This is a genomic window from Paenibacillus sp. FSL R7-0331 (assembly GCF_000758645.1).
Classification (GTDB): Bacteria; Bacillota; Bacilli; order Paenibacillales; family Paenibacillaceae; genus Paenibacillus_AQ; species Paenibacillus_AQ camerounensis.
Genome location: NZ_CP009284.1, coordinates 4,239,668 through 4,261,528, shown reverse-complemented (window position 1 = coordinate 4,261,528; position 21,861 = coordinate 4,239,668). Strand labels below are relative to the sequence as shown.

General features: G+C 50.9%; 19 protein-coding genes. 13 read left to right on the top strand and 6 right to left on the bottom strand.

Annotation, left to right across the window (positions count from 1 at the left end):
• Positions 1-787: 787 nt before the first annotated feature.
• A complete protein-coding gene (locus R70331_RS18135) occupies positions 788-3,031 on the top strand; it encodes an AraC family transcriptional regulator (protein WP_042177624.1) in 2,244 nt (747 codons plus the stop codon).
• A 119-nt stretch (positions 3,032-3,150) separates the two neighbouring features.
• On the opposite strand, the gene R70331_RS18130 is transcribed toward R70331_RS18135, so the two are convergent.
• Positions 3,151-4,035: a carbohydrate ABC transporter permease gene (locus R70331_RS18130; protein WP_042177622.1), complete on the bottom strand. Its 885-nt coding sequence runs from the start codon at positions 4,033-4,035 to the stop codon at positions 3,151-3,153.
• Positions 4,036-4,315: 280 nt separating this feature from the next.
• Here R70331_RS18130 and R70331_RS18125 point away from each other — a divergent pair, with 280 nt between their 5' ends.
• From R70331_RS18125 to R70331_RS18090, 8 genes are all read left to right on the top strand, one after another.
• Positions 4,316-5,275, top strand: coding sequence for an ABC transporter permease (locus R70331_RS18125; RefSeq protein WP_269322196.1), 960 nt, complete (start codon positions 4,316-4,318; stop codon positions 5,273-5,275).
• Positions 5,276-5,313: 38 nt separating this feature from the next.
• Positions 5,314-6,816: an extracellular solute-binding protein gene (locus R70331_RS18120; RefSeq protein ID WP_042177619.1), complete on the top strand. Its 1,503-nt coding sequence runs from the start codon at positions 5,314-5,316 to the stop codon at positions 6,814-6,816.
• A gap of 84 nt (positions 6,817-6,900) precedes the next feature.
• Positions 6,901-7,830, top strand: a complete 930-nt coding sequence (locus R70331_RS18115; RefSeq protein ID WP_052419102.1) for a pectinesterase family protein — start codon at positions 6,901-6,903, stop codon at positions 7,828-7,830.
• 77 nt (positions 7,831-7,907) lie between these two features.
• The gene (locus tag R70331_RS18110; protein WP_042182854.1) at positions 7,908-9,038 is read left to right on the top strand and encodes a glycoside hydrolase family 88/105 protein; all 1,131 of its coding nucleotides are present in this window, start codon (positions 7,908-7,910) and stop codon (positions 9,036-9,038) included.
• Positions 9,025-10,386 (top strand): glycoside hydrolase family 28 protein, encoded by a 1,362-nt coding sequence (locus tag R70331_RS18105; RefSeq protein ID WP_042177617.1) that lies wholly within the window; start codon positions 9,025-9,027, stop codon positions 10,384-10,386. Before R70331_RS18110 ends, R70331_RS18105 begins: the two co-directional genes overlap by 14 nt.
• A gap of 13 nt (positions 10,387-10,399) precedes the next feature.
• Positions 10,400-11,302: a dienelactone hydrolase family protein gene (locus R70331_RS18100; RefSeq protein WP_042177615.1), complete on the top strand. Its 903-nt coding sequence runs from the start codon at positions 10,400-10,402 to the stop codon at positions 11,300-11,302.
• Between the two features lie 400 nt (positions 11,303-11,702).
• Complete coding sequence (locus R70331_RS18095; protein ID WP_042177613.1) at positions 11,703-13,274, top strand: glycoside hydrolase family 43 protein; 1,572 nt, start codon at positions 11,703-11,705, stop codon at positions 13,272-13,274.
• Positions 13,275-13,417: 143 nt separating this feature from the next.
• Complete coding sequence (locus tag R70331_RS18090) at positions 13,418-14,404, top strand: aldo/keto reductase (protein WP_042177611.1); 987 nt, start codon at positions 13,418-13,420, stop codon at positions 14,402-14,404.
• 385 nt (positions 14,405-14,789) lie between these two features.
• On the opposite strand, the gene R70331_RS30570 is transcribed toward R70331_RS18090, so the two are convergent.
• Together R70331_RS30570 and R70331_RS18080 are read right to left on the bottom strand one after the other, a co-directional pair.
• On the bottom strand, positions 14,790-15,431 hold the full coding sequence (locus R70331_RS30570; protein ID WP_156131154.1) for a DUF5071 domain-containing protein: 642 nt from the start codon (positions 15,429-15,431) through the stop codon (positions 14,790-14,792).
• A gap of 26 nt (positions 15,432-15,457) precedes the next feature.
• A complete protein-coding gene (locus R70331_RS18080; protein WP_042177609.1) occupies positions 15,458-15,679 on the bottom strand; it encodes a hypothetical protein in 222 nt (73 codons plus the stop codon).
• Positions 15,680-15,917: 238 nt separating this feature from the next.
• On the opposite strand from R70331_RS18080, the gene R70331_RS18075 reads away from it, so the two are divergent.
• The 3 genes from R70331_RS18075 to R70331_RS18065 all read left to right on the top strand — a co-directional run bounded on the left by R70331_RS18075 (position 15,918) and on the right by R70331_RS18065 (position 18,513).
• Entirely contained in the window at positions 15,918-16,757 is an 840-nt protein-coding gene (locus R70331_RS18075) for a DegV family protein (RefSeq protein WP_042177607.1), read from the top strand.
• A gap of 202 nt (positions 16,758-16,959) precedes the next feature.
• Positions 16,960-17,313: a hypothetical protein gene (locus tag R70331_RS18070; protein WP_039874364.1), complete on the top strand. Its 354-nt coding sequence runs from the start codon at positions 16,960-16,962 to the stop codon at positions 17,311-17,313.
• A gap of 180 nt (positions 17,314-17,493) precedes the next feature.
• Entirely contained in the window at positions 17,494-18,513 is a 1,020-nt protein-coding gene (locus tag R70331_RS18065; RefSeq protein WP_042177605.1) for a S66 family peptidase, read from the top strand.
• Between the two features lie 69 nt (positions 18,514-18,582).
• Here R70331_RS18065 and R70331_RS18060 read toward each other — a convergent pair whose 3' ends face one another.
• From R70331_RS18060 to R70331_RS18050, 3 genes are all read right to left on the bottom strand, one after another.
• The gene (locus tag R70331_RS18060; protein ID WP_042177603.1) at positions 18,583-18,870 is read right to left on the bottom strand and encodes a YxcD family protein; all 288 of its coding nucleotides are present in this window, start codon (positions 18,868-18,870) and stop codon (positions 18,583-18,585) included.
• Positions 18,870-19,295 carry a membrane protein gene (locus tag R70331_RS18055; protein ID WP_042182850.1) on the bottom strand — a complete coding sequence of 142 codons (426 nt, stop codon included), beginning with the start codon at positions 19,293-19,295 and terminating at the stop codon, positions 18,870-18,872. The genes R70331_RS18060 and R70331_RS18055 overlap by 1 nt, the downstream gene beginning before the upstream one ends.
• Positions 19,296-19,475: 180 nt before the next feature.
• Positions 19,476-20,054 carry a beta-class carbonic anhydrase gene (locus R70331_RS18050; RefSeq protein WP_042177601.1) on the bottom strand — a complete coding sequence of 193 codons (579 nt, stop codon included), beginning with the start codon at positions 20,052-20,054 and terminating at the stop codon, positions 19,476-19,478.
• A gap of 280 nt (positions 20,055-20,334) precedes the next feature.
• Here R70331_RS18050 and R70331_RS18045 point away from each other — a divergent pair, with 280 nt between their 5' ends.
• Positions 20,335-21,852, top strand: coding sequence for a carboxypeptidase M32 (locus R70331_RS18045; RefSeq protein ID WP_042182848.1), 1,518 nt, complete (start codon positions 20,335-20,337; stop codon positions 21,850-21,852).
• Positions 21,853-21,861 lie beyond the last annotated feature (9 nt).

Below are 21,861 nucleotides of genomic sequence, written 5' to 3'. Positions count from 1 at the left end.
CTGGATTAAAGGGGATTAGAGTAGACACACAATTGAACGGCTCCGCATCTCTACTCGCTGTATTAGTGAAAGGACTGCTAGATGTGCTGAGCCGCGCTTAGTGCATCTAGCAGTCTTTTATTCGCTGACGCTCTAATATCTGCGTCTCCGCACTTTAACTGCACTTTGTGCAGCTAAAACTTGCGGAATCTTGCATTAGCAGCGTATAACTGCATTCTATATAACTAAAAATGCCCGATTTGTCTAAAAAACCGGATTAGGCGGCGTTTTAGTTGTACGGAGTGCAGCTATACGGATCATTCGGGGAAAAAGTGGGGGTTTAGTTGTACGAAATGCAGTTATCTGTTGTATGGGTTGGGCGCGGGATGGATCACTTCGGGCTTAGGTCGTCCGGATTTATAACGTCCCCTCCAAATTCATATACTGGATAAATTGGATACTATGGATGAAATTTATAATTGCTAATTTATATTGAACACGTTCACAATTCTATATCAGATCCGCGGCCAGTAGAGCCAGTTTTCTGGTGTAAATCCACAAGCAGCACACAACTGTGCATTATTAAGCATCCGTCTGCCGCAGCAGCTCCTATTATTTTATTCATATCGTATATAGTTGTGCTGTTCCGGGCTCTACACAGCCATATCCTTTGTTAACGTGACCAATAAGTAGACTAACCTGACAAATTTTACAGAAAAACCTGCTGCACACGTTAAAAAAATCATGGAAACCCTTTTTTGAAAGCGCTATAATTAGTATTAATGAGCAAAAATAAAGGGGCAGCGCAATGAATAAAGGGAGAATGTTCTACGGGATTTTTATTCCTATTCTAATTCTCGGGGTGGGGCTGGTTGCCAGCTTTGGCAGCTATATTTATTTCAGCACGATCCGGTCGGTGGTCGGCCAGTTCTCAAGCAGCAAGCAGAGCTATGTTGAACAGGTTAAGAACAATCTGGAGCATAAAATCCAGAGCATTGAATATGCGTTCAATACGTTCAGCACGACGAGCTCTTTTCAGGACCTGGTGACGAACCCAATTACGGTCAAGGACTTTGAGGCTTACCGTAGTGTCAATTCACAGCTGAACTATATTGCCTCCATGACGGCGGAAGGTACGGAATATTCGCTGATCAGCCTGGAGCAGAACTGGCAGATTATGAATGAGCGGCTGACGAGCCTGAGTGAAGACGATGTGGAGCAGCTGCGTGAGCAGTATATTGTTAATCAGAATCAGAGCTTATTCTGGGTCAAGACGGATAAGGGCATAAGGTTCGTGAATACACTGCCTGTCTTCTCCAGCAAAAAGCAGGCTATCGCCTTATCTGATATCTCACAGCACACACTGGATTCGATCATCAGGACAGATGAGAATGCGAATGTGTATATTCTCACTAAATCCGGTGAGCTGCTGTACGATTCCGGGCAGAAAGAGACGAGCCTGACTCAGGGGCAGCTTGCGGAGCTCAGCAGCTTCATTACCGCGGGCGGGGAGAACGGCAAGGCTGAACTGGAGACAGGCGGACACCAGCCGCTCCAGCTGCTGTATTCCAAGTCCTCCTATAATAATTGGGTATACCTCACCGAGCTGGACCAGGAAGAGATCGCCGGTACGCTCAAAATGACCAAATTCGGCTTGTTCGCTTTGGGGCTGCTGAGTATTCTGCTGATTCTGGTTGTCGCCTATGTTGTTTCAACTTATTTTACAAAACCGATACAGCGGATCAAGCGCAGTCTGTCTGCGGTTCCTGCGGTGAATACCAAAAACGAGTTCGAATATATCATCCAGTCCATTGATACGATTCTGCTGGAGAAGGAATCACTCACCAGCCTGATTGAAGCAGAGATGCCGCAGCTCGAGACCCAGCTGATTCTCAACCTGTTCCGCAGCCGTGTTACGGCTGAGGAGCTGGAGAAGAATCTGCAGCGGTTCGGCTATGCGCCTAACGGGAGCCGGAAATACGTCACCATGCTGGTACAGCTGGACAGCCTTGGAGACCAGGGAGCCTCGAATAAGGATGTGCTGCTGCTGGCCATCAACAAGATGGTAGAAGAGATTATTCCCAAGAGTCAGCGGATGCTGCCGATTATCCTGAATGATGACACCCAGGCGACTATCCTGGCTATGCCGGAGCAAACGGAGCAGGAGCTGAATAAAGAGCTGCTGGAATATGCAACCGCGCTGCTGAAGACGGTGCGGAATTATCTGAAGGTTCCAATCAGCATCGGGTTCAGCATGTCCTACAGTGATCTGCTGGAGAGCAAGGAGGCCGGGGAGATGGGGAAGCAGGCGCTGCATCAGCGGCTGAATCTCGGCAAGGAATCCATTATCTTTTATGAGGATATCTCCAGGGTTGTCTCAGGTCCGGTGCTGCTTCATTACCCGGCCGAGCTGGAATCACAGCTGTTCAACGGTATCCGTCTTGGGGATAAGGAGCAGGTAGCAGAAGCACTCTATCCGTTCCTCGCCCAGCTGATCGGCAAGAACAAAAGCACGCTTAATTTTGAAGTCATGCTGGTGAGGCTGGTGAACAATCTGATTCAGCTGGAGCAGCATCTCGGCATTCAGGTTCTCCTGACCCAGGATAACAACAAGCTGTATCACCGGGTGCTGGATATCCGCAATCCCGAGGAGATTGAACACCTGCTGGTACAGGAGGTCATCTACCCGATGACCACGGCCATGAAGGAGAAGACTAGCAAGCAGTTCCGCTGCCTGTCCGACAAGATTACCGCTATTGTCCATTCCGAGTTTGATCAGGAGCTGACGCTGGAAGGCATTGGCGAGCGCCTGCACTATAATCCGAATTATCTCAGCAGTATCTTTAAGAAGGAATACGGCACCTCATTCAGTGAGTATCTGATGAATTACCGGCTGGAGATGGCCAAAAAATGGCTGTCGGAGACGGATATGACCATCCGCGAGATTGCTGAGCGGCTGCAGTACCATAATCCGCAGAACTTTATCCGCTCCTTCCGCAAGAAGGAGCAGGTTACACCGGGTACGTACCGCAAGCTGCAGCAAGAGGCCTAGCGCGGGGATATAATCCTCAGGCTACTGCAATAATCATCACAACCTGTATAGCAGGCATAAGGTGCACAAAAAACGGTACCGCCCTTTGTTAAAGGCGGTACCGTTTTTGTAATAGACAATTAACCCTTCACAGCGCCCATCAGTGCACCCTTGGTAAAGTGCTTCTGCACAAACGGATAAGCGATCAGCATCGGAACTGTTGCGACAACGATAACAGCCATTTTGATCGTCTGGGCCGGCGGGATAATATCGACTGAGGTGCCCTCGGCCTGCATACCGCTGGAGACGATAACGATCTGGCGCAGCAGGACCTGGATCGGCCATTTTACCGAATCATTAATATAAAGGATAGCGTTCATGTACGTATTCCAGTAAGCAACGGCATAGAACAGGGAGATTGTAGCGATAGAAGGAAGGGCCAGCGGCAGCATGATTTTCAGGAAAATCCCGAAGTCATTGCTTCCGTCAATCTTGGCGGATTCCTCAAGGCTGTCAGGCAGCGCCTGGAAGAAGTTACGCATGATAATCATATTGAAAGCGTTGATCGCCACCGGGAATACCAGCGACCAGTAGGAGTTGATCAGGCCGACCGATTTTACAACCAGAAATGTAGGAATCATGCCCCCGCTGAACAGCATGGAGAACACTACAATGAAGTTAATGGTGTTTCTAAGCGGCAGGTATCTTCTGGACAGCCCATAGGCCATCAGCGCAGTCAGAATCATACTTACAATTGTACCTGCAATAGTGACGCCAACGGATACGCCCAGACCCTTGAAGATTGTCGGTGTGGACAGGATATAGCGGTATGCGTCCAGTGAAAAGGTGGTCGGGAACAGAATGAATTTTTTCGCAATCACTTCCTGGGTGGTCGCGAAGGAGCTGGCGATAATGTTTACAAAAGGCAACAGACAGGCAAGGGCGAGCAGAATCAGGACACCGGCGTTTACGATCGTAAAGATCTGTCCGCTGAGTGATTCTTTTCTTCGTGAGCTGTGGTTCATTTCATATCCTCCTCGTATTCGGTTACCTTTCAACTGTAACAAGAGGGACAAATTACGTATATAATCCGGGCATGAGGTATTGGGTTAAAGGCCGTGATATGCCATACAAGCATGACATAATCATTATCTTATTCTGTAATCATCACAGGAGGTCAGGAAAGCGTAAACGCCGCAGCCGCAAGGGTCCGGGCCACGCAATCACATAATGATTATATACGTAACGCCGGAAATTCTTTAGTCTAGGGAGCGTAATCCCCGAATGACCAAAGGAGGCTGACAAGTGAAAGTTCCAAGTATCACCGCACCATCAAATCTGAATCTGGACAAGAAAAAAGGAAGCGCATTCCTGACCGCAGCAAAGAAATACAAGCTCTTATATCTGATGATATTCCCCGGCCTGGTGTACTTCATCATATTTAAGTACCTGCCGATGGGCGGACTTGTAATAGCGTTTCAGGATTATCAGCCGTTCCTTGGAATCACGGGCAGCGAATGGGTAGGGTTCAAGCATTTCATCCGGCTGTTCACGGAGCCTACCTTTATGATGCTGCTGCGCAACACGCTCGTCCTGTTCGCGCTGAATATCGTGATTTTCTTCCCGTTGCCGATTATTGTCGCTTTAATGTTAAATGAGCTTAAGAACCGCCATCTCAAAAGCTGGATTCAAACCATTATTTACATCCCCCACTTCATGTCATGGGTTATTATTGTATCGATTACCTACGTATTCATGACTCTGGACGGCGGGTTAATTAACGAAGTGATTGCCAGCATGGGCTTCAAAAAAATCAGCTTCCTGACTTCCCCGGAATGGCTGCGCACGATTTACATCGGCCAGATCATCTGGAAAGAAATCGGCTGGTCAACTATTATCTATCTGGCTGCCATCACTGTGGTGGACCCTCAGCTGTATGAAGCTGCAGAAATGGACGGCGCTGCCCGTCTTCGCAAAACCTGGCATGTGACACTGCCGGCCATCCGTCCAGTCATCATCACCCTGCTGATCCTCAAAATCGGCAGCACGCTGGATCTTGGCTTTGAACATATGTATTTGCTGCTCAACTCGCTCAACCGCGAAGTGGCCGAAATTTTTGACACCTACATCTATACAGCGGGCTTGAAGAACGGTCAGCTCAGCTTCAGTACCACGGTAGGTATGTTCAAGGGTGTAGTCGGCTTAATCCTCGTAATGGCCTCCAACAAGCTGGCCAAAAAGATGGGCGAAGACGGCGTTTACTAAGGCAGTGTCAATTAATCTACTTTTAAAGGAGAAGAATTATGAAAAAAAGATGGGTCAGTATGCTTGCCTGTGTTACCGTGCTTTCCACCTTACTGTCAGCTTGCGGAGGAGATAAAGAAGCAGAGAAAAATGCCGCCGTAGCCGATGAAAGTAAACCGCTGGAGATTACCTGGCTGAATATCCTGCACACCGCTTCACCTCCCACAGAAACAATTAAAAAGCTGCTGGAGGAGTATACCAACACTAAGCTTACCTTCAACTGGGTACCGGATGCTTCCAAGGAAGAACGTATCACTACAGCGCTTGCTTCCGGCGAGCTGGCTGATATCGTGACCTTGACGATGATGACCAACTCTTCAGTGAGAAGCTCACTGAAATCCGGATTGTTCTGGGACGTAGGCCCGTATCTCGATGACTATGACAATCTGTCCAAGATTGCTCCGGAAATCCGTGAGGCTGCTTCCATTGAAGGCGTACTGTACGGTGTTCCGTTCCAGAAGAACCTGGCCCGCTCCGGCCTGATCATGCGTAAGGACTGGCTGGATAAGCTGGGCCTGCCGGTTCCGACTACCCTTGATGAAGTATATGAAGTGGCAAGAGCTTTTACAGAGGATGATCCGGACGGCAACGGTGTAAAAGATACTACCGGCTTCGGTGACCGTTCCGATCTGCGTTACAGCAGCTTTAAAACACTGAGCTCCTACTTCGGTACGCCGAACGGCTGGAAAGTGGATGAGAGCGGCAAATTCACACCGGAATTCGATACCCAGGAATACTTGGATACTTTGAATTTCTCCAAGAAGCTGTATGAAAACGGATACCTGGCCCAGGACTTCGCAGTTACAGCCAAAACAGACCAGCAGCAGCAGTTCGCCCAGGGTAAAACCGGTATTTACACAGGTATGGTTGATATCTCCAGCCTGAGAACACTGTCCCAGGATCTCCAGGAAGGCCTTGAGCTCGTGCCGATTAACAAAATCTCGAACGGTGACGGCAAGTACCACATCTGGTCCGAAGGCAGCGGCGTCGGCGGTCTGATGGCATTCCCGAAATCCGAGGTTAAAACCGAAGCACAGCTGAAAAGACTGCTGCAGTTCGTTAATGACCTGATCGACGAAGAAGCATTCATGCTCATGACAGGCGGTATCGAAGGTACACATTACGAGTACGACGAAAACGGCGCTTATAAAATTCTTGATAAAGAGCTTTGGCAGGCAGATGTACAGCCTTTCTCCTCCAGCAGACCAAGTGAAATTGCTTATACGCTGAAGGATGCCAATCCGGAGAAGCAGCTGGCTAATGAACTGATCCGTGAAAACGACCAGTATGCCGTGTTTGATCCGACTGTGCCGCTCGATTCCGCAACAAACAACGAGCAGGGTACAGAGCTGGCTAAGATCATTACTGATGCGACCTTCAAGTACATCATGGGACAATCGAATGAAGCTGACTTCAAAAAGGCGGTACAGACCTGGAAGGATTCCGGCGGTACCAAGATCACTGAAGAATATGAAGCAGCCTACAAGCTGACCCAGAAGTAAGATACAAAATCTGCGTTACAATCGGCGAGCCCACCCCCACCGGGTGGGTTCGTTGTGCAGGATTAGCAGGGGCTGAGGTGAGAGATGATGAAGCATATAGTGATCAGCAGGACAGGCGGGGGCGACTTCAGCTCTGTTCAGGCGGCGGTGGACAGCATACCCGAAGAGTGTGCGGAGATTACAGTCTTGCACATAGAAGCAGGAATTTATTATGAAAAGCTGCGCATCAATAGACCTAATTTGCGGTTGATTGGTCAAGGTGAAGTCAGATTGTCTTATGACGATTATGCGCGTAAGCCGGGGAATGAAGGGACGCCAATCGGCACCTTTGGCTCATGCAGCACTTACATTACCGGTGATAACATTACGGCAGTAAATATCATTTTTGAGAATACGGCCGGCAGCAGCGATGAGGTGGGCCAGGCGGTTGCCATGTATGTGGATGCGGACCGGGTTGTTTTCCGGAACTGCACCTTTCTGGCGGCGCAGGATACACTTTATCTGGCCAGGCCGAAGGAAGAGAAGCTGAACCGGAGCGGACGTAATTATTTTGAGCATTGCCGGATAACCGGGGATATCGATTTTATTTTCGGCTCGGCGACGGCTTATTTTCATGAATGCGAAATTACCAGCCTGAATCTTGGCAAGGAGATTAACGGCTTCGTTACGGCTGCCGCTACCCCTGAGGATAAGCAGACAGGCTTTGTGTTTCATAAATGCCGGCTGGTCAGCGATGCAGCCGGGGGCAGTGTGTATTTGGGGAGACCCTGGCGTGACTATGCCCGTACGGCCTTTATAGATTGCTGGATGGGGGCGCATATCTGCCGTGAGGGCTGGAATGACTGGGACAAGGCTGCTGTCTGGCATACCGTGCATTACGTTGAAGCCGGTTCTGAGGGACCGGGGGCGCATGCGGACAAGCGGGTTGGCTGGTCCAAGCAGCTGAGTGAGAGTGAGCTGGAGCAGCTTACGCCTGAGGCCATTTTTGGCGGGGAAACGGACTGGATTCGCTGAAGTTAAAGGATAATGCTGAAGGCGCTATTATAACTATAAGAGGAGGATGCAAAGTGGGAGAGAAGTGGGCTGTAAAGATGGCGGATACGCTAATGGAGCGTCTGCCAAGACTCTATGAGGATAAGGGTTACAACGGTAAATGGTCATACGATTACGGAGTGGTATTGAAAGGGTATGAACTGCTCTGGAAGCAGACCGGCGACCGTAAATATTTCAGCTATATCGCTGATAATATGGATTACTTCATTCAGGAGGACGGAAGCATCCGCGGATACCGCCAGGATGAGAATAATATTGATCATATCAACAACGGCAAGCTGCTGTTCACTCTTTACGAAGAGACAGGACTTGAGAAATACAAGCTGGCGGCGGGTCACCTGCGGGATCAGCTGCGGACCCATCCCCGGACTTCTGAGGGCGCCTTCTGGCACAAAAATATTTATCCGTATCAGATTTGGCTCGACGGCCTTTATATGGGTTCGCCGTTCTATCTGCAGTATCTGCTGGCTTTTGAAGAGGGGGCGGATCTGGGGGATGTAACAAAGCAGTTTATTCTGTGCGAAAAGCATACCAAGGACCCGGTAACCGGCCTGCTGTTCCATGCCTGGGATGAAAAAAAGGTTCAGCCGTGGTGCGATCCGCAGACCGGCCTGTCCGAGAATTTCTGGGGCCGTTCGATGGGCTGGTACCTGATGGCGCTGGTGGATGTGCTGGAGCTGCTGCCTGCGGATCACGCTGACTATAATGAGCTGGTGCGCATTCTGCAGGATACCCTCGGCGCGTTGAAGAACTATCAGGATGCTGAAACCGGCGTGTGGTACCAGGTGGTTAATCTGGCAGAGCGCAAAGGCAACTATCTGGAGGCATCGGCTTCGAGCATGATCGTCTATGCACTGGGCAAAGGCATCCGTCTCGGTGTGCTGGATGACAGCTGGAGTGAGATGCTGGACCGCGGCTACGCCGGACTGATCACCGAATTTGTGCTTGTTACGAAGGAAGGCCTGGTTAATCTGAACAAAAACTGCCAGGTTGCCGGGCTCGGCGGCGCGGATAAACGTGATGGAACGTATGCCTACTATATCAGTGAGCCAATCATTACGAATGACCAGAAGGGTCTTGGGGCATTCCTGCAGGCCTGTGCGGAATATGAGCAGCTAAGAGCAGGCTCTGGGGCTTCCGGACAAGGAGGTTCCCATGCTGCAGTATAATATTGCCGATTACGGCGCACAGCGGGACAGCGGAATCCTCGCGACATCCGCGATTAATGAGGCGATTGCAGCAGCAAGTGAAGCCGGAGGCGGGACGGTATATGTTCCGGCCGGACGTTTTCTTAGCGGTGCCATTGTTCTGAAAAGCAATATCGAGCTTCATCTAAGCCCTGGGGCTGTTCTGTCCTTCAGTACGGATCAGGGAGATTATCCGGTGGTAGAATCCCGGTGGGAAGGCGTCCGGCAGCAGGTCTATGCCTCCTGTATCTACGGCAGCGACCTCGTTAATATCTCGATTACAGGCAGCGGGACGCTTGACGGCAACGGCGGACCGTGGTGGGATGTATTCCGTAACCGCCGCGGCGAGCTTGCCTATCCGCGTCCGAAGCTGATCAGCTTTGACCGCTGCAGCCGGGTAACGATCAAGGATGTAACGCTGCTCAACTCCCCAAGCTGGACGGTTAATCCGATCGAGTGCAGCAATGTCACTGTGGATAATGTGTCGATTATCAATCCGGCCGATTCCCCGAATACGGACGGCATTGATCCCGAGTCATGTAACGGTGTGCGAATCAGCAACTGCAGCATAGATGTCGGGGACGACTGTATCGCGATTAAGGCAGGTACCGAGGATACGGCAGAACGGATTCCATGTGAAAATATTACGATCACGAACTGCACGATGGCCCACGGCCACGGCGCTGTAGTGCTTGGCAGTGAGATGAGCGGAGACATCCGCAATGTCGTCATCAGTAACTGTATCTTTAAGGAGACAGACCGCGGTATCCGCATGAAGTCACGGCGCGGCCGGGGCGGAATCGTTGAGGATATCCGCATCTCCAACATTGTAATGGACCATGTGCTGTGTCCGTTCACAATGAATCTATATTACTTCTGCGGCCCGCGCGGCAAGGAAAAATATGTCTGGGACAAAAATCCTTATCCAATTACGGACGAGACGCCATGCTTCCGCCGCGTTCATTTTGCGAATATTACGGCGCGCAATGTGCATGCTGCTGCGGGATTCCTGTACGGCTTGGCCGAGCAGTATGTGTCTGAGGTAACGTTCAGCAATGTTGATATTTCGATGGCGGAGAATGCGGTGCCGGGCCATCCCGATATGATGACCGGCATGGAGGATATGAATAACCGCGGGTTCTACCTCGGCAATGTGCGGAATGTGCGGTTCCATCAGGTGACGGTTGAGAATCACGAAGGCCCGGCCTTCTACATCGAGAACGGTGACCGGGTTGAGCTTATCGGCTGCGAGTCGCGGAACACACGCAAGCCGGAGCAGCTGGAAGAGCGGGTAACGCTTGCCGGGGCTGATCTGAATATTAAGAGCTAGGACGGTGCTTCAGATGAGTGATCATAAGGTTCCTTTAGAGTCGCTGCTGGGTGATCTGCCGGAGCACGGTCCGGGACCGGTAGAAGCGGTGCTGCTGAAGCAGGAAATTCATGACGGCTTCCGGCTGGAATCTCTGCTGCTGGAGCTGAACGGGCTGGAAAAGGTGCCGGCCACGCTTGTGAAGCCGCTTGAAGGCGACGGGCCCTTCCCGCTGGTGCTGTTCAACCACTCACATGGCGGGAATTATACGAATGGCCGTAAGGAGCTGCTTAGCAGCAGCCCTTATCTGCAGTCGCCTTCCTTTGCCAGGACGCTGACAGATATGGGCTATGCCGTCTGCTGCATAGACATGTGGGGCTTCAATGAGCGCAGCGGCAAGGCTGAGAGTGAGCTGGTAAAAGAAATGCTCTGGACGGGTAAGGTACTGTGGGGCATGATGCTGTACGACAGCCGCCGCGCACTCGATTATCTGTGCTCGCGTGAAGACATTGACGCTAAGCGGATCGGCACCATCGGCATGTCTATGGGCGGACTGATGGCCTGGTGGCTGGCGGCGCTGGATGAGCGGGTCAGGGTAACCGTCGATATTTGCGGACAGGTGGATGCCCAGACCCTGATCGACAAAAGAGGCCTTGACTATCACGGCTTCTACTCCTACGTTCCAGGCCTGCTCAAGCACTACACGACGCTTGCGATTCAGCAGCGGATCGTGCCGCGGCCGCGGATGAGCCTGAACGGCCGCAGCGACCGGATGTGCCCGGCCGAAGGAATAAAGCTGCTGGACGAGGGCCTGTCTGCAGCCTATGAGGCCGCCGGCAAGCCGGAGCACTGGCAGAATGTCACGGCAACGGGCGGGCACATGGAGACGCTGGAAATGCGGGTGGCCTGGCAGGCCTTTTTGGCGGAGCATCTGTAGGGATGAGTAGTAGCTGAAGGCTATAGAGTACAGTGCTACAAGGTTTGCTGAAGGTGACTGAAGGTGGCTGAAAGTTGCTGAGGTGAAAACTGATAACCGGCGCCCTAGCCTGCTGAGTGCGTGCCAATGGCTACCGTGTGACTGCTCCGGCAATCAGGTCGATTTTCGCCATCTAAATTGCCAATTTCGCCGAAACTAAAGGCATTAGTTGGAAATCTGCCACCTAATTCGGGCAAAATCTAGCCTTACGGGAGATTCGGCAGCATTAGGTGGCTTTTTTACCACTAACATTGTTTTGGCGTTGTTTGATGAAATATCAGGTGTCGAATTTCCACTTAAATAGGTTAGCGCACGAGTTAATTAGTGATAGAAGATACTTGAAAGGTGGTTTAACAGGCTTATGACTGCAATCATCCGTAATCCGATACTGCCCGGCTTCAATCCGGACCCGTGTATTCTGCGTGTCGGAGAGACTTATTATATCGCTGTTTCATCATTTGAATGGCTGCCGGGGGTGCGGATCTATTCATCTGCCAATCTGGCGGACTGGGAGCATTGCACCGACATTCTCACCTCGCAGGTGGAGCTGCGCGGGAATCCCAAGAACTGCAGCATCTGGGCACCGCAGCTGAGTTATCATGATAATCTGTTTTATCTGCTGTACACCGATGTTAAGAGCACCAAACGGCCGTTCAAGGACTGCCATAATTACCTGATGACGGCAGCCTCCATCGAAGGCCCTTGGTCAGAGCCGGTCTATCTGAACAGCAGCGGCTTCGATCCGTCCCTGTTCCACGACAGTGACGGCCGGAAATGGCTGCTCAATGCGCTATGGGATTACCGCATACTGGAGGGCAACAAGTCCAGCGGCATTGTGATCCAGGAGTATGACGCTGCCGCACAGCGGCTGATCGGAGAGCCCGCCAAGCTGTTCGACTGTACGCCGCTCAAGAAGACGGAAGCGCCGCATATTTATAAGCAGAACGGCTACTATTACCTGATTACCGCCGAAGGCGGAACAGGCACAGGGCATGCCGTTACAGTAGCCCGCTCCCTGGAGCTTGCAGGTCCTTATGAGGTGGACCCGCTCAATCCGATGCTTACCTCGCGGAACAACCCGGACCTGCCGCTGCAGTGTGCCGGACACGGCAGCCTGGTGCAGACACCGGGCGGACAATGGTACATGGCTCATCTCTGCACCCGTCCGGTGGACGGCGAGTATGCCATTCTTGGGCGCGAGACAGCGCTGCAGCAGGTGTACTGGGACGAAGCAGGCTGGCTGCGCCTCAGCGCAGGCGGGAATGAACCGCAGCTTACACTTGCTGCACCTGAGGGTGTAACCGTGAACGGAACTCCCCGCAGCAGCGTGTTTGAAGACAGCTTCGAAGGTCCGCAGCTGAAGAAGACATGGAATACGCTGCGGATTCTGGCTGACGACAGCTGGTGTTCGCTGACAGCGCGTCCCGGTTATCTGCGGCTGACTGCCGGCGAATCGGTGCAGAGCCTGTTCAAGCACCATATCCTGGCGGTCCGGCAGAGTGATATAAGCTTCCGTGCAGAAACGAAGCTTGAATATCAGCCGCAGTGCTATCTGCAGATGGCTGGCCTGCTGCTCTATCTGAATGAGGATAACTACCTGTATGCTTACATCACGAAGGAGCAGGGTCAGGGCCGTGTGCTGCGGCTGATGAAATGCGAGGCGGACAGCTTCAGCTATGAGCCTGCGGCTGTTGTGTTAGACGATCAGTCGCCTGTACAGCTCGCGGTATCCGTCGATGGTGCAACGGGGCAATTCTTCTACCGCAGCGGTGATACGGAAGAATGGGCAGCCCTTTACGGGACCCAAGAGCTCGGATTTCTCTCCGGCGGCTTCACCGGTAATTTCGTCGGCATTGCTGCCCATGACATGAACCAGTTCGAAGGCAGCTACGCGGATTTTGCACATTTCCGCTATGAGGGCAAGGATCTGTAAAGCAGGGTTAAGAGAGAACGGCAAAAGGATGAACGGCCATTACAGCCGCGCATCCTTTTTTTGCTTTTTACTCCTGAGCGGAGTAATGTGATTATCTGAGAATCTGTTTGTACAACCAATCCTTAGGAGAGGCGGAATACGTAATGAACACCAGAACACTGGGACGTGAAGGGCTGAACGTATCAGCGCTTGGACTCGGCTGCATGGGAATGTCTGATTTCTACAGCGGGAGGGATGATCAGGAGTCGGTCCGGACCCTTTACCGGGCGTTCGATCTGGGCATTAATTTTCTGGATACCGCTGATATGTATGGAGTCGGCCGGAATGAGGAGCTGGTAGGCCAGGCCGTCAAAGGCCGCCGCAACGAGGTCATTATCGCTACCAAGTTCGGCAATGTGCGCAGCAGCGACGGAAGGATGCTTGGCATCAACGGCCGGCCGGAATATGTAAAAGCGGCCTGTGACGCCAGCCTGCGCCGGCTGGGCGCCGATCATATCGACCTGTACTACCAGCACCGGGTAGATCCGGATACGCCGATAGAAGAGACCGTAGGCGCGATGGCGGACCTGGTTCAGGCTGGTAAAGTCCGTTTCCTCGGCCTGTCCGAGGCCGGAGCAGGCACAATCCGCCGGGCTCACCAGGTACATCCCATATCAGCGCTGCAGACAGAATATTCACTGTGGAGCCGGGATGTTGAGGATGAGATCCTGCCCGTCTGCCGTGAGCTTGGCATTGGCTTTGTACCGTACAGCCCGCTCGGCAGAGGCTTTCTGACCGGGCAGATCCGTGCCTTCGAGGATCTGGCTGAGGATGATTACCGCCGCAATTCCCCTCGTTTCCAGGGGGAGAACTTCAACAAGAACCTTGAGCTTGTGGAGCGTATTAAAGAAATTGCAGCTGCACATGAGGTTCAGCCGTCCCAGCTCGCCTTGGCCTGGCTGCTTGCCCAGGGCGAAGACATTGTGCCGATCCCCGGCACCAAACGGATCAAGTATCTGGAGGAGAATGCGGGCGCACTGGCGATCCGGCTGAGCGAAGGTGAGCTTGAGCGGATCAATGAGGCTGCACCTAAGGGAACCGCCGCCGGCACACGTTATCCGGAGCAGGGGATGAGAAGCGTAAGCCTGTAACGCATCTGGAGGAGCAGGAATGGCTCTAAAACGTATAGGAACAACGAAAAAAGATGATTCCGGTATTACGGAGTCATCTTTTTTTGCCGAGAAGTCATGTACATGTCTGGATAACGCGAACTATGGCCAAATGCTACGGCTATCCCGAATAGAAGGCCACAATAAACTTATCTAAGTGGAAAAACGCCATCTAATTCCCCGCTAAACCCCGCTATCGAAAATCTAGTTGGAAAAAGGCCACTTAATTATGTCGAAATTACCTTCAAGCCGGAAAATAGCCCGAAATAGGTGGTGAATTTCCAACTAATCGTTGTGGAGGACGAGAAATACAGAAACTAAGTGGCGAAAATCCAACTAGATAGTTGGAACTTGAAGTCGGATAAGCCTATTCCATCATTCTGGTTATCGTTGCTGCTATTTCTTCGTGACGGCGCAGCAAATTTTCCAGCTCCCATTTCTGCCCATGTGTTTCATCACTATAATTGAGGAGATGATTCTTAATTTGTGTAATATCAGTATCGAGAATATGCAGCCGTTCATTTTCCATTGTCTGATACAAGGCCTTCTGTTCAGCTGTAAAAGGGTTTATTAAGCCTTCCGTATCGCTCATCTTTGTCTCCAGCAGAATGCTGACAGCATCCTTTTCAATCAAACGATGCTTCCAAAGCAATTCAACGGCCAGTAAATCACTATCCGCATAAATATCCGATGCCTGTGCCAGGCTGTGAAGACCTGAAGATAAGGTCGAAATAATTCCGCTATCCCATTCATCCATTAAGTGATTCAAGATATTGGATATCCATTCCGTATCTTCACGCAGTAAAAACACTGCTTGCACATGTGGGGCAGTCTGCGTCTTATACGTTTGCAGCAGATCAGCAACAGCGGTTGCGATCGGCCAGTTCATATCCTGCAGCCACTCCAGAAGCTTAGGAATCAGAGAAATTACCTCAGATTCCTCCAGGCAGGACAACCGTTCAATACTCTTGAAATCATGTTTATCTGTCGGCAAATTAGCTATATTCAAGCAGGCTGCCCCGTTCCTGTACCCTATTATTTCTCTTTACGTCCATTATCCTTTGGAACCACCCGCGCCGGACGGCTGACCCAGTTGCTGCGGTTCATCGGCTTAACGGCGTCAATCCGCGGATTAACGGGTTCCTGGGTATTTTCATCAGGTGTCTGTGTCCTTGCCGCTATTGCTTCCGGGTGCTGCCGTTTAGGCAGACCTCCGCCGTTGTGCTTGCCCCGGTTCCATGCATTGTTCTTTCTCACTCGTTACACTCCTTCATTCTGCTTATTAATACACCATATCACATCAGGAAAAGGTTAGAAAGCACCGGAGCTATAGAAGCGCCTGTGTATTTTCATCTGCTGATGGGGTAATAAAAGGAATAATTCCATAATGCAAGCCCTAAGCATAAAAGTGTTGTTTTGACAAGTTACAAAATGTACTATTGATAATCTACACTCCTGTCTATAATGATATAGAATTTGAAAGGAGAGCACCCTGATGGCCATCAAGATAATTACGGACAGCGGTTCCGATCTGCCCCTTGAGTATGTTGAGAAGTATAATGTGACGATTGTTCATCTGCCGGTTCATTTCGGGCATGATCTGATGCCTGAGCACACAGAGACCAAAGTCTTTTATGAAATGATGCGTGAATCCAAGGAGCTGCCGACAACGGCCAGTCCAAGCCCGCAAAGTTTCCTCGAAGCATTCAAGGAGGTGGAACCTGGTACAGATATTATGGTCCTCTGCATGTCATCCAATATCAGCAGTACTTATCAGACAGCCACGATTGCCAAGGAGATGTATGAGGAAGAAGGACATCCGAACGCGATTGAAGTTATAGATACCAAAAGATTTTCCGGAGGCCTGTCGCTCATTGTGGCAACAGCTGCGAGATTATCACTCACTTGCAGCCTGGCCGAACTAAAGGAAAAGGTGCTTAAGCAAGTAGGGGAAACAACAGCCTATTTCACACTCGACACTTTAGAAAACGTTATAAAGGGCGGACGCTTAAACCGTCTGTCAGGCGCTGTAGCATCGGTTCTGAATATTAAGCTGCTGCTGAAGATCAGTGAGGACGAGGGCAAAGTTGAGGTAGTGGAGAAAACCCGCGGCCTGCCTAAAGCACTGAATCTGCTGCTGAGCAAGCTGGACGAGAAGCAGTATGATTATGAGAAAGCAGCGATTGCCATCGTTCACAGCAACTGTGAGAAGCTGGCACTTGAGATCAAATCGCGTATTCTCGAAAAGCATCCCTTCAAGGAAGTCGTATTCTCCAGTATGGGTCCGGTTATGGGGACATATGCCGGTGAAGGCGGAATTGGTGTAGCATTTTAAGCTGTGCCTGGTTTCATCCGCATAGTAATTAGAGCCCGTAGAACCGTACCTGGCTGTCAGCCGATGTACGGTTTTTTGGCGTGAATGACTCTAAAATACTCAGGCAGTATTGTATAGAGACCAACGGGCGGCCGCCTGAATGACACCATCGTATAGGCATCTGCATAGAATGGAGCAAATCCATTAACGGAGGTCATACGCTATGTCGACATATAATACCAGCCAGACGGCTGCGGTCATTTATCAGGCAGATCCGGCGGTTGTGCAGCATTTACACGGGGTCCGCGAGTCGCTGCATCAGTCCTGTAAGCCATACTTAAACCACAAGGTAAAGGTGCAGACGCTTGACGGAATGACACACGAAGGCATTATTGCCGGAATGGACAGCAAAAATATATATCTGATGATTACTGTCACCGTTGAGTCACCGCGCGGATTCTATAACCCCTACTACAAGCCGTATCCGGGACCGGGCTATCCTTATCCGGGACCTGTGAACAACAATGTCATTCTGCCGCTGGTGCTGTTCGAGCTGCTTGCCATCTCTTTGATCTAACCGCAGAATTGGTATTAAAAAAGGCATGGTCCGTTTTGGCTGCAGCGGTGCAGCTTAATCGGTCATGTCTTTTTTTGACGATTGAGTGATAAAATGGAAAGGAGGTTCGTAGAACCTGCTAAAGCTGCATTGTCTGAGCTATGCTGCGGGCACGTGCTGCCTGCCAAGGGAGGAAATATTATGATTACATACCCCATTTTAAAACCAGGGGCGGTACTGGGTGTGACTGCTTCGTCACTTGGTGCGGATGAAGCGCACCGGGATGTTTTTGACGAGGCTGTCGAGCGTATGAGGCAAAGAGGCTACCGGGTAACCCTCGGTGAGACCGTCTACAAATATGACAAAGCAAGGTCTGCTCCGGGCAGAGAACGTGGAACTGAATATAATCAGATGATGCAGGATGAGGATATAGACCTGATCATTCCGCCATGGGGCGGAGAGCTGCTGATTGAAATGCTGGAGTTTATCGATTTTGACCGGATCCGGCCCAAATGGGTGATGGGATTCTCCGACATCAGCCTGCTGCTGCTTGCTATCACCTTGCGGACCGGGATTGCCACAGCACACGGGCCAAGTCTCGGGGATTTGCGCGGGCTGAAGACTGATGAGACAACGGCCATGTGGCAAAAGGTGCTCTCAACGCCGCCCGGAGGCAGTATTGTCCAGCAATCCTCACTAATGCATGAAGGGACTGGGGAACCATCAGCTGAAGTGTCATCATACCTGTTCGGCCAGAATACGCTGACGCTGTGGAAGACAGTATCCGGTCAGGATGTCTCGCTAAAAGGCCGCCTGCTCGGCGGCTGCATTGATGTCATCCGGCATATCATTGGAACGCCGTACGGCGATGTGCAGCACTTCAGCAGCCAGTTTGCAGGCGGAGAGCCCATTATCTGGTATCTGGAAAATTGTGAGCTGAATACGGCAGATCTCCGCCGCTCGCTTGTTCACATGAAATATGCCGGCTGGTTTGACAATTGCTCGGGGATTCTGTTCGGACGGAGCGGGGGGAACCAGCCGGTGCTCGGCTATACTGCAGAAGACGTATACCGTGATTTGGCGGAAGAGTTGCAGCTCCCGGTCCTTTATGACCTTGATTTCGGACATGTTCCGCCGCAAATGACGCTGGTTAACGGCGCTTATGCTGAGGTAGAGGTCATTAACGGCCGGGGGACGGTTAAACAATATTTCTATGAATAGTATAGAAGTAACATACATGCATACACGCGAATAAAGAGGCAGCCCGGCGGGCTGCCTCTTTATTCCTTATTACATATTCACAATTGCGGTGATTTCCTCATCCAGATCCAGCCGAACATTCTCGCGGTAAGCGCGGATGCCGTACTCGCTGTGCAGATAACGGAGAATGGCTTCAATCATATTGGATTCCACCAGGTATTGGCTGCGTCCCTGAATCCAGACTTCGGCAGAATAGCCGGTATCTTCATCCCAGCTGAGCTCGACCTGGACGTCCTGGACACGGACGCCCTTGCGTTCAGCCATGTGGAGGCAGATCGAATTAATGATTTCATCCATGCTGAGAACAGTCGTAGACATTAGTAGCGGCCGTCTCTTTCTTCAAGTCTGCGTCTTTCTCTTCTGCGGCGGAAGAAGGACATTACGAGCACCACCACAAGGTAGATGGCAAGCATATTGACCAGGAAGCCGAGAATATTACCGAAGGCGCCCATTCCGGCAAACATGCTGCCGAACAGGAAACCGGCAAGACCGCCGATCATCATGCCTTTCATCAGGCTGCCGCCGCTAAAGAATCCTCGGTTTGCCGTGCCGGCGGTTCCGGCTGTCGTACCAGTAGTGCTATCGCTTTTCTTAACATTATCCGTAGTTGATTTCTTCGGAGTCGTGGTAAAGCCGCGGCTGCCGGATTTAAACCCTCCGCCGCGCCGCGCATCCGCAAAATCGGGAGCGGTTACAGCAAAGAACAGGGTAAAGGCCATTACGATCATCATTACACGTTTCATCGATTTCATTTAGTACGAGTACCCTCCTAAGGTTGTCTCAAGATTTGTAGTTCTGCCCGGTAATACGTAGTATGTCCTTGGAGGTTTCAATTTTAAATAAAATAATTTCAAATTATTTTATCCGGATGATGTACGGACAAAAAAAGTGCGTGGACATATCGTCCACGCCAAAAACATTTGTCAGAGAGTTGCCTTGTTCTCCACGTAACCTTCCGATACAAGCTCAAGCGCTCCGGTAGCCGGATCGATGATCATGCCGTGAACAGGTACGTTTGGGGGGAGTAAGGGATGGCGCTTAATCAGCTCCACAGTCTGAATTACCCCGTCCTTCACATTGTCAAACCCGCGCAGCCACTTGGTCAGCTTAATTCCCGAATTCTCAAGCGTGGACAATACTTCTTCGGATATGCCGCGCTCTTTGATGGAGTTGATCATCTTGTCCGCATTCAGGGAAGCCATACCGCATTCATAATGTCCGACGACAATTACCTCATCCGCATCCAGCTCATAAAGCGCGACCATGACGCTTCGCATAACGGAACCGAAGGGCTGGGAGATGACGGCACCGGCGTTTTTGATAATTTTGACATCACCGTTTTTGAAATTCATCGCTTTTGGCAAAAGCTCAACCAGCCGCGTATCCATACAGGTGATGATCAGCATTTTTTTATCCGGGAAGCGGCTGGTCAGATAGCTTTCGTATTCTTTTTCCTCAACAAACTTCTTATTAAAATCCAAAATCTCCGATACGTGTGTCATGACCATGCTTCCTCCTAAAAGTAGTATTGTGTAATGTAGGCTTTACGTATGTACGTAATGTCTATTCACCAATTTGGTAATGAATGAACTATTTCAAATTTGAAGCTGAAAGCTCTGAGATGATTATAAGGATTATAAATGATGGTCGTCAATAACCGGATGTGATTGCAGCTGACGGCAGATGTTCATTTTTTGCAGGTGACAGGCATAGTTGCTTATCCCCATTCAAAAAAGTATCATCAAGAAGAATAAGGAAAATAGAGAAAGCTGGTGGATGGAAATGGAACAGGCAGTTCAGGACAGATGGGAAGCATTTCAGGAATTATTATCTAAAATCAGCAGCTACGGCGAAGCCATTGGACTTCTGCACTGGGATATGCAGACTGGTGCGCCCCGTAAAGGCGTAGAGGTCCGCTCAGGAACGATCGGCATGCTCACAGGGGAGCTGTTCCGGCTGGAAACGTCTGAGGAGATGGGCGAATTTACAGCTTTTTTCAGCAGTCCCGGGGTAGCGGGCCAGTTGAGCGATATCCAGAACAAAATCGTCAAGGACTGCCGCAAGGAGTATGAACGCAGCAAAAGTATTCCGTCCAAAACATTCGAGGAGTATGCCGCGCTGGCTGCCCGTTCCCAGAGCATCTGGGAGGAAGCTAAGGCGAATGATGATTTTGCCTCCTTTGAGCCCTTCTTAAGCAAAATCGTCGCCTACAAGCAGGAGTTCATCGATTATTGGGGCGTTAAGGATACCCGCTACGACACACTGCTGGATATGTATGAGCCTGATCTGACTGTCGCCAAGGTAGACGAGCTGTTCGGCCGTCTGCGCAGCCGCCTGGTGCCGCTGGTGGAAGCGATCAGCGCAGCCCCAGATAAGCCGGATACAGAGTTCCTGAGTCAAATCTACGCTAAAGAGCAGCAGGAGAAGTTCGGCCTGTTCGTTCTGGAGCAGATGGGCTATGACTTTGATGCAGGGCGGCTTGACGAGAGTGTGCATCCGTTCGCTACCGGGCTCAACCCTGGGGATGTGCGGATTACGACCAATTATCTGCTGGATAATGTGACCAGTGCGATTTTCAGCTCCCTGCATGAAGGCGGGCATGCTCTATATGAGCAGAATATCAGCAAGGATCTGGTTGGTACACCGCTGTCCGGAGGGACCTCGATGGGCATTCATGAATCACAATCGAGACTTTGGGAAAATATGATCGGCCGCAGCCGCGCCTTCTGGCAGCGTTACTACAGTGATCTGCAGCAGCATTTCCCGGAACAGCTCACCGATATTGAAGTGGAGCACTTCTACCGTGCAATCAACAGTGTTGGGAACTCTTTCATCCGGATTGAAGCAGACGAGCTGACCTATAACCTGCATATCATCATCCGCTATGAAATCGAGAAGCTGATCTTTAATGAAGGGCTGGAGGTTAAAGATCTGCCTAAGACCTGGAATGCCAAATATCAGGAATATCTGGGTATTACTCCGCCATCCGATGCGCTGGGCGTGCTGCAGGATGTACACTGGTCAGGGGGAGATTTCGGTTATTTTGCCTCCTATTCGCTTGGGAATATGTATGCCGCACAAATCCTGAATACGCTCCGCAAAGAGCTGCCTGAATTCGACAGCCTGATTGCTGAAGGTAACCTGGTTCCAATTAAGGAGTGGCTGACTGATAAAATCTACCGCTTCGGCAAAAGCCTGACTCCGTCGCAAATTATTGAGCAGGTAACCGGCGAGCCGCTGAACCCGGATTATTTGGCGGATTATCTGGAAACGAAGTATAGAGAGCTCTATAATCTGTAATTCTGCTGC

What these genes read in the sequence shown, in the direction of transcription:
- R70331_RS18065 (WP_042177605.1), top strand. Translation starts at nt 17,494, where the DNA reads ATGATTACATACCCCATTTTAAAACCAGGGGCGGTACTGGGTGTGACT.
- R70331_RS18110 (WP_042182854.1), top strand. Translation starts at nt 7,908, where the DNA reads ATGGCGGATACGCTAATGGAGCGTCTGCCAAGACTCTATGAGGATAAG.
- R70331_RS18045 (WP_042182848.1), top strand. Translation starts at nt 20,335, where the DNA reads ATGGAACAGGCAGTTCAGGACAGATGGGAAGCATTTCAGGAATTATTA.
- R70331_RS18100 (WP_042177615.1), top strand. Translation starts at nt 10,400, where the DNA reads ATGAGTGATCATAAGGTTCCTTTAGAGTCGCTGCTGGGTGATCTGCCG.
- R70331_RS18075 (WP_042177607.1), top strand. Translation starts at nt 15,918, where the DNA reads ATGGCCATCAAGATAATTACGGACAGCGGTTCCGATCTGCCCCTTGAG.
- R70331_RS18060 (WP_042177603.1), bottom strand. Translation starts at nt 18,870, where the DNA reads ATGTCTACGACTGTTCTCAGCATGGATGAAATCATTAATTCGATCTGC.
- R70331_RS18095 (WP_042177613.1), top strand. Translation starts at nt 11,703, where the DNA reads ATGACTGCAATCATCCGTAATCCGATACTGCCCGGCTTCAATCCGGAC.
- R70331_RS18115 (WP_052419102.1), top strand. Translation starts at nt 6,901, where the DNA reads ATGATGAAGCATATAGTGATCAGCAGGACAGGCGGGGGCGACTTCAGC.
- R70331_RS18055 (WP_042182850.1), bottom strand. Translation starts at nt 19,295, where the DNA reads ATGAAACGTGTAATGATGATCGTAATGGCCTTTACCCTGTTCTTTGCT.
- R70331_RS18090 (WP_042177611.1), top strand. Translation starts at nt 13,418, where the DNA reads ATGAACACCAGAACACTGGGACGTGAAGGGCTGAACGTATCAGCGCTT.
- R70331_RS18050 (WP_042177601.1), bottom strand. Translation starts at nt 20,054, where the DNA reads ATGACACACGTATCGGAGATTTTGGATTTTAATAAGAAGTTTGTTGAG.
- R70331_RS18120 (WP_042177619.1), top strand. Translation starts at nt 5,314, where the DNA reads ATGAAAAAAAGATGGGTCAGTATGCTTGCCTGTGTTACCGTGCTTTCC.
- R70331_RS18135 (WP_042177624.1), top strand. Translation starts at nt 788, where the DNA reads ATGAATAAAGGGAGAATGTTCTACGGGATTTTTATTCCTATTCTAATT.
- R70331_RS18070 (WP_039874364.1), top strand. Translation starts at nt 16,960, where the DNA reads ATGTCGACATATAATACCAGCCAGACGGCTGCGGTCATTTATCAGGCA.
- R70331_RS18105 (WP_042177617.1), top strand. Translation starts at nt 9,025, where the DNA reads ATGCTGCAGTATAATATTGCCGATTACGGCGCACAGCGGGACAGCGGA.
- R70331_RS18130 (WP_042177622.1), bottom strand. Translation starts at nt 4,035, where the DNA reads ATGAACCACAGCTCACGAAGAAAAGAATCACTCAGCGGACAGATCTTT.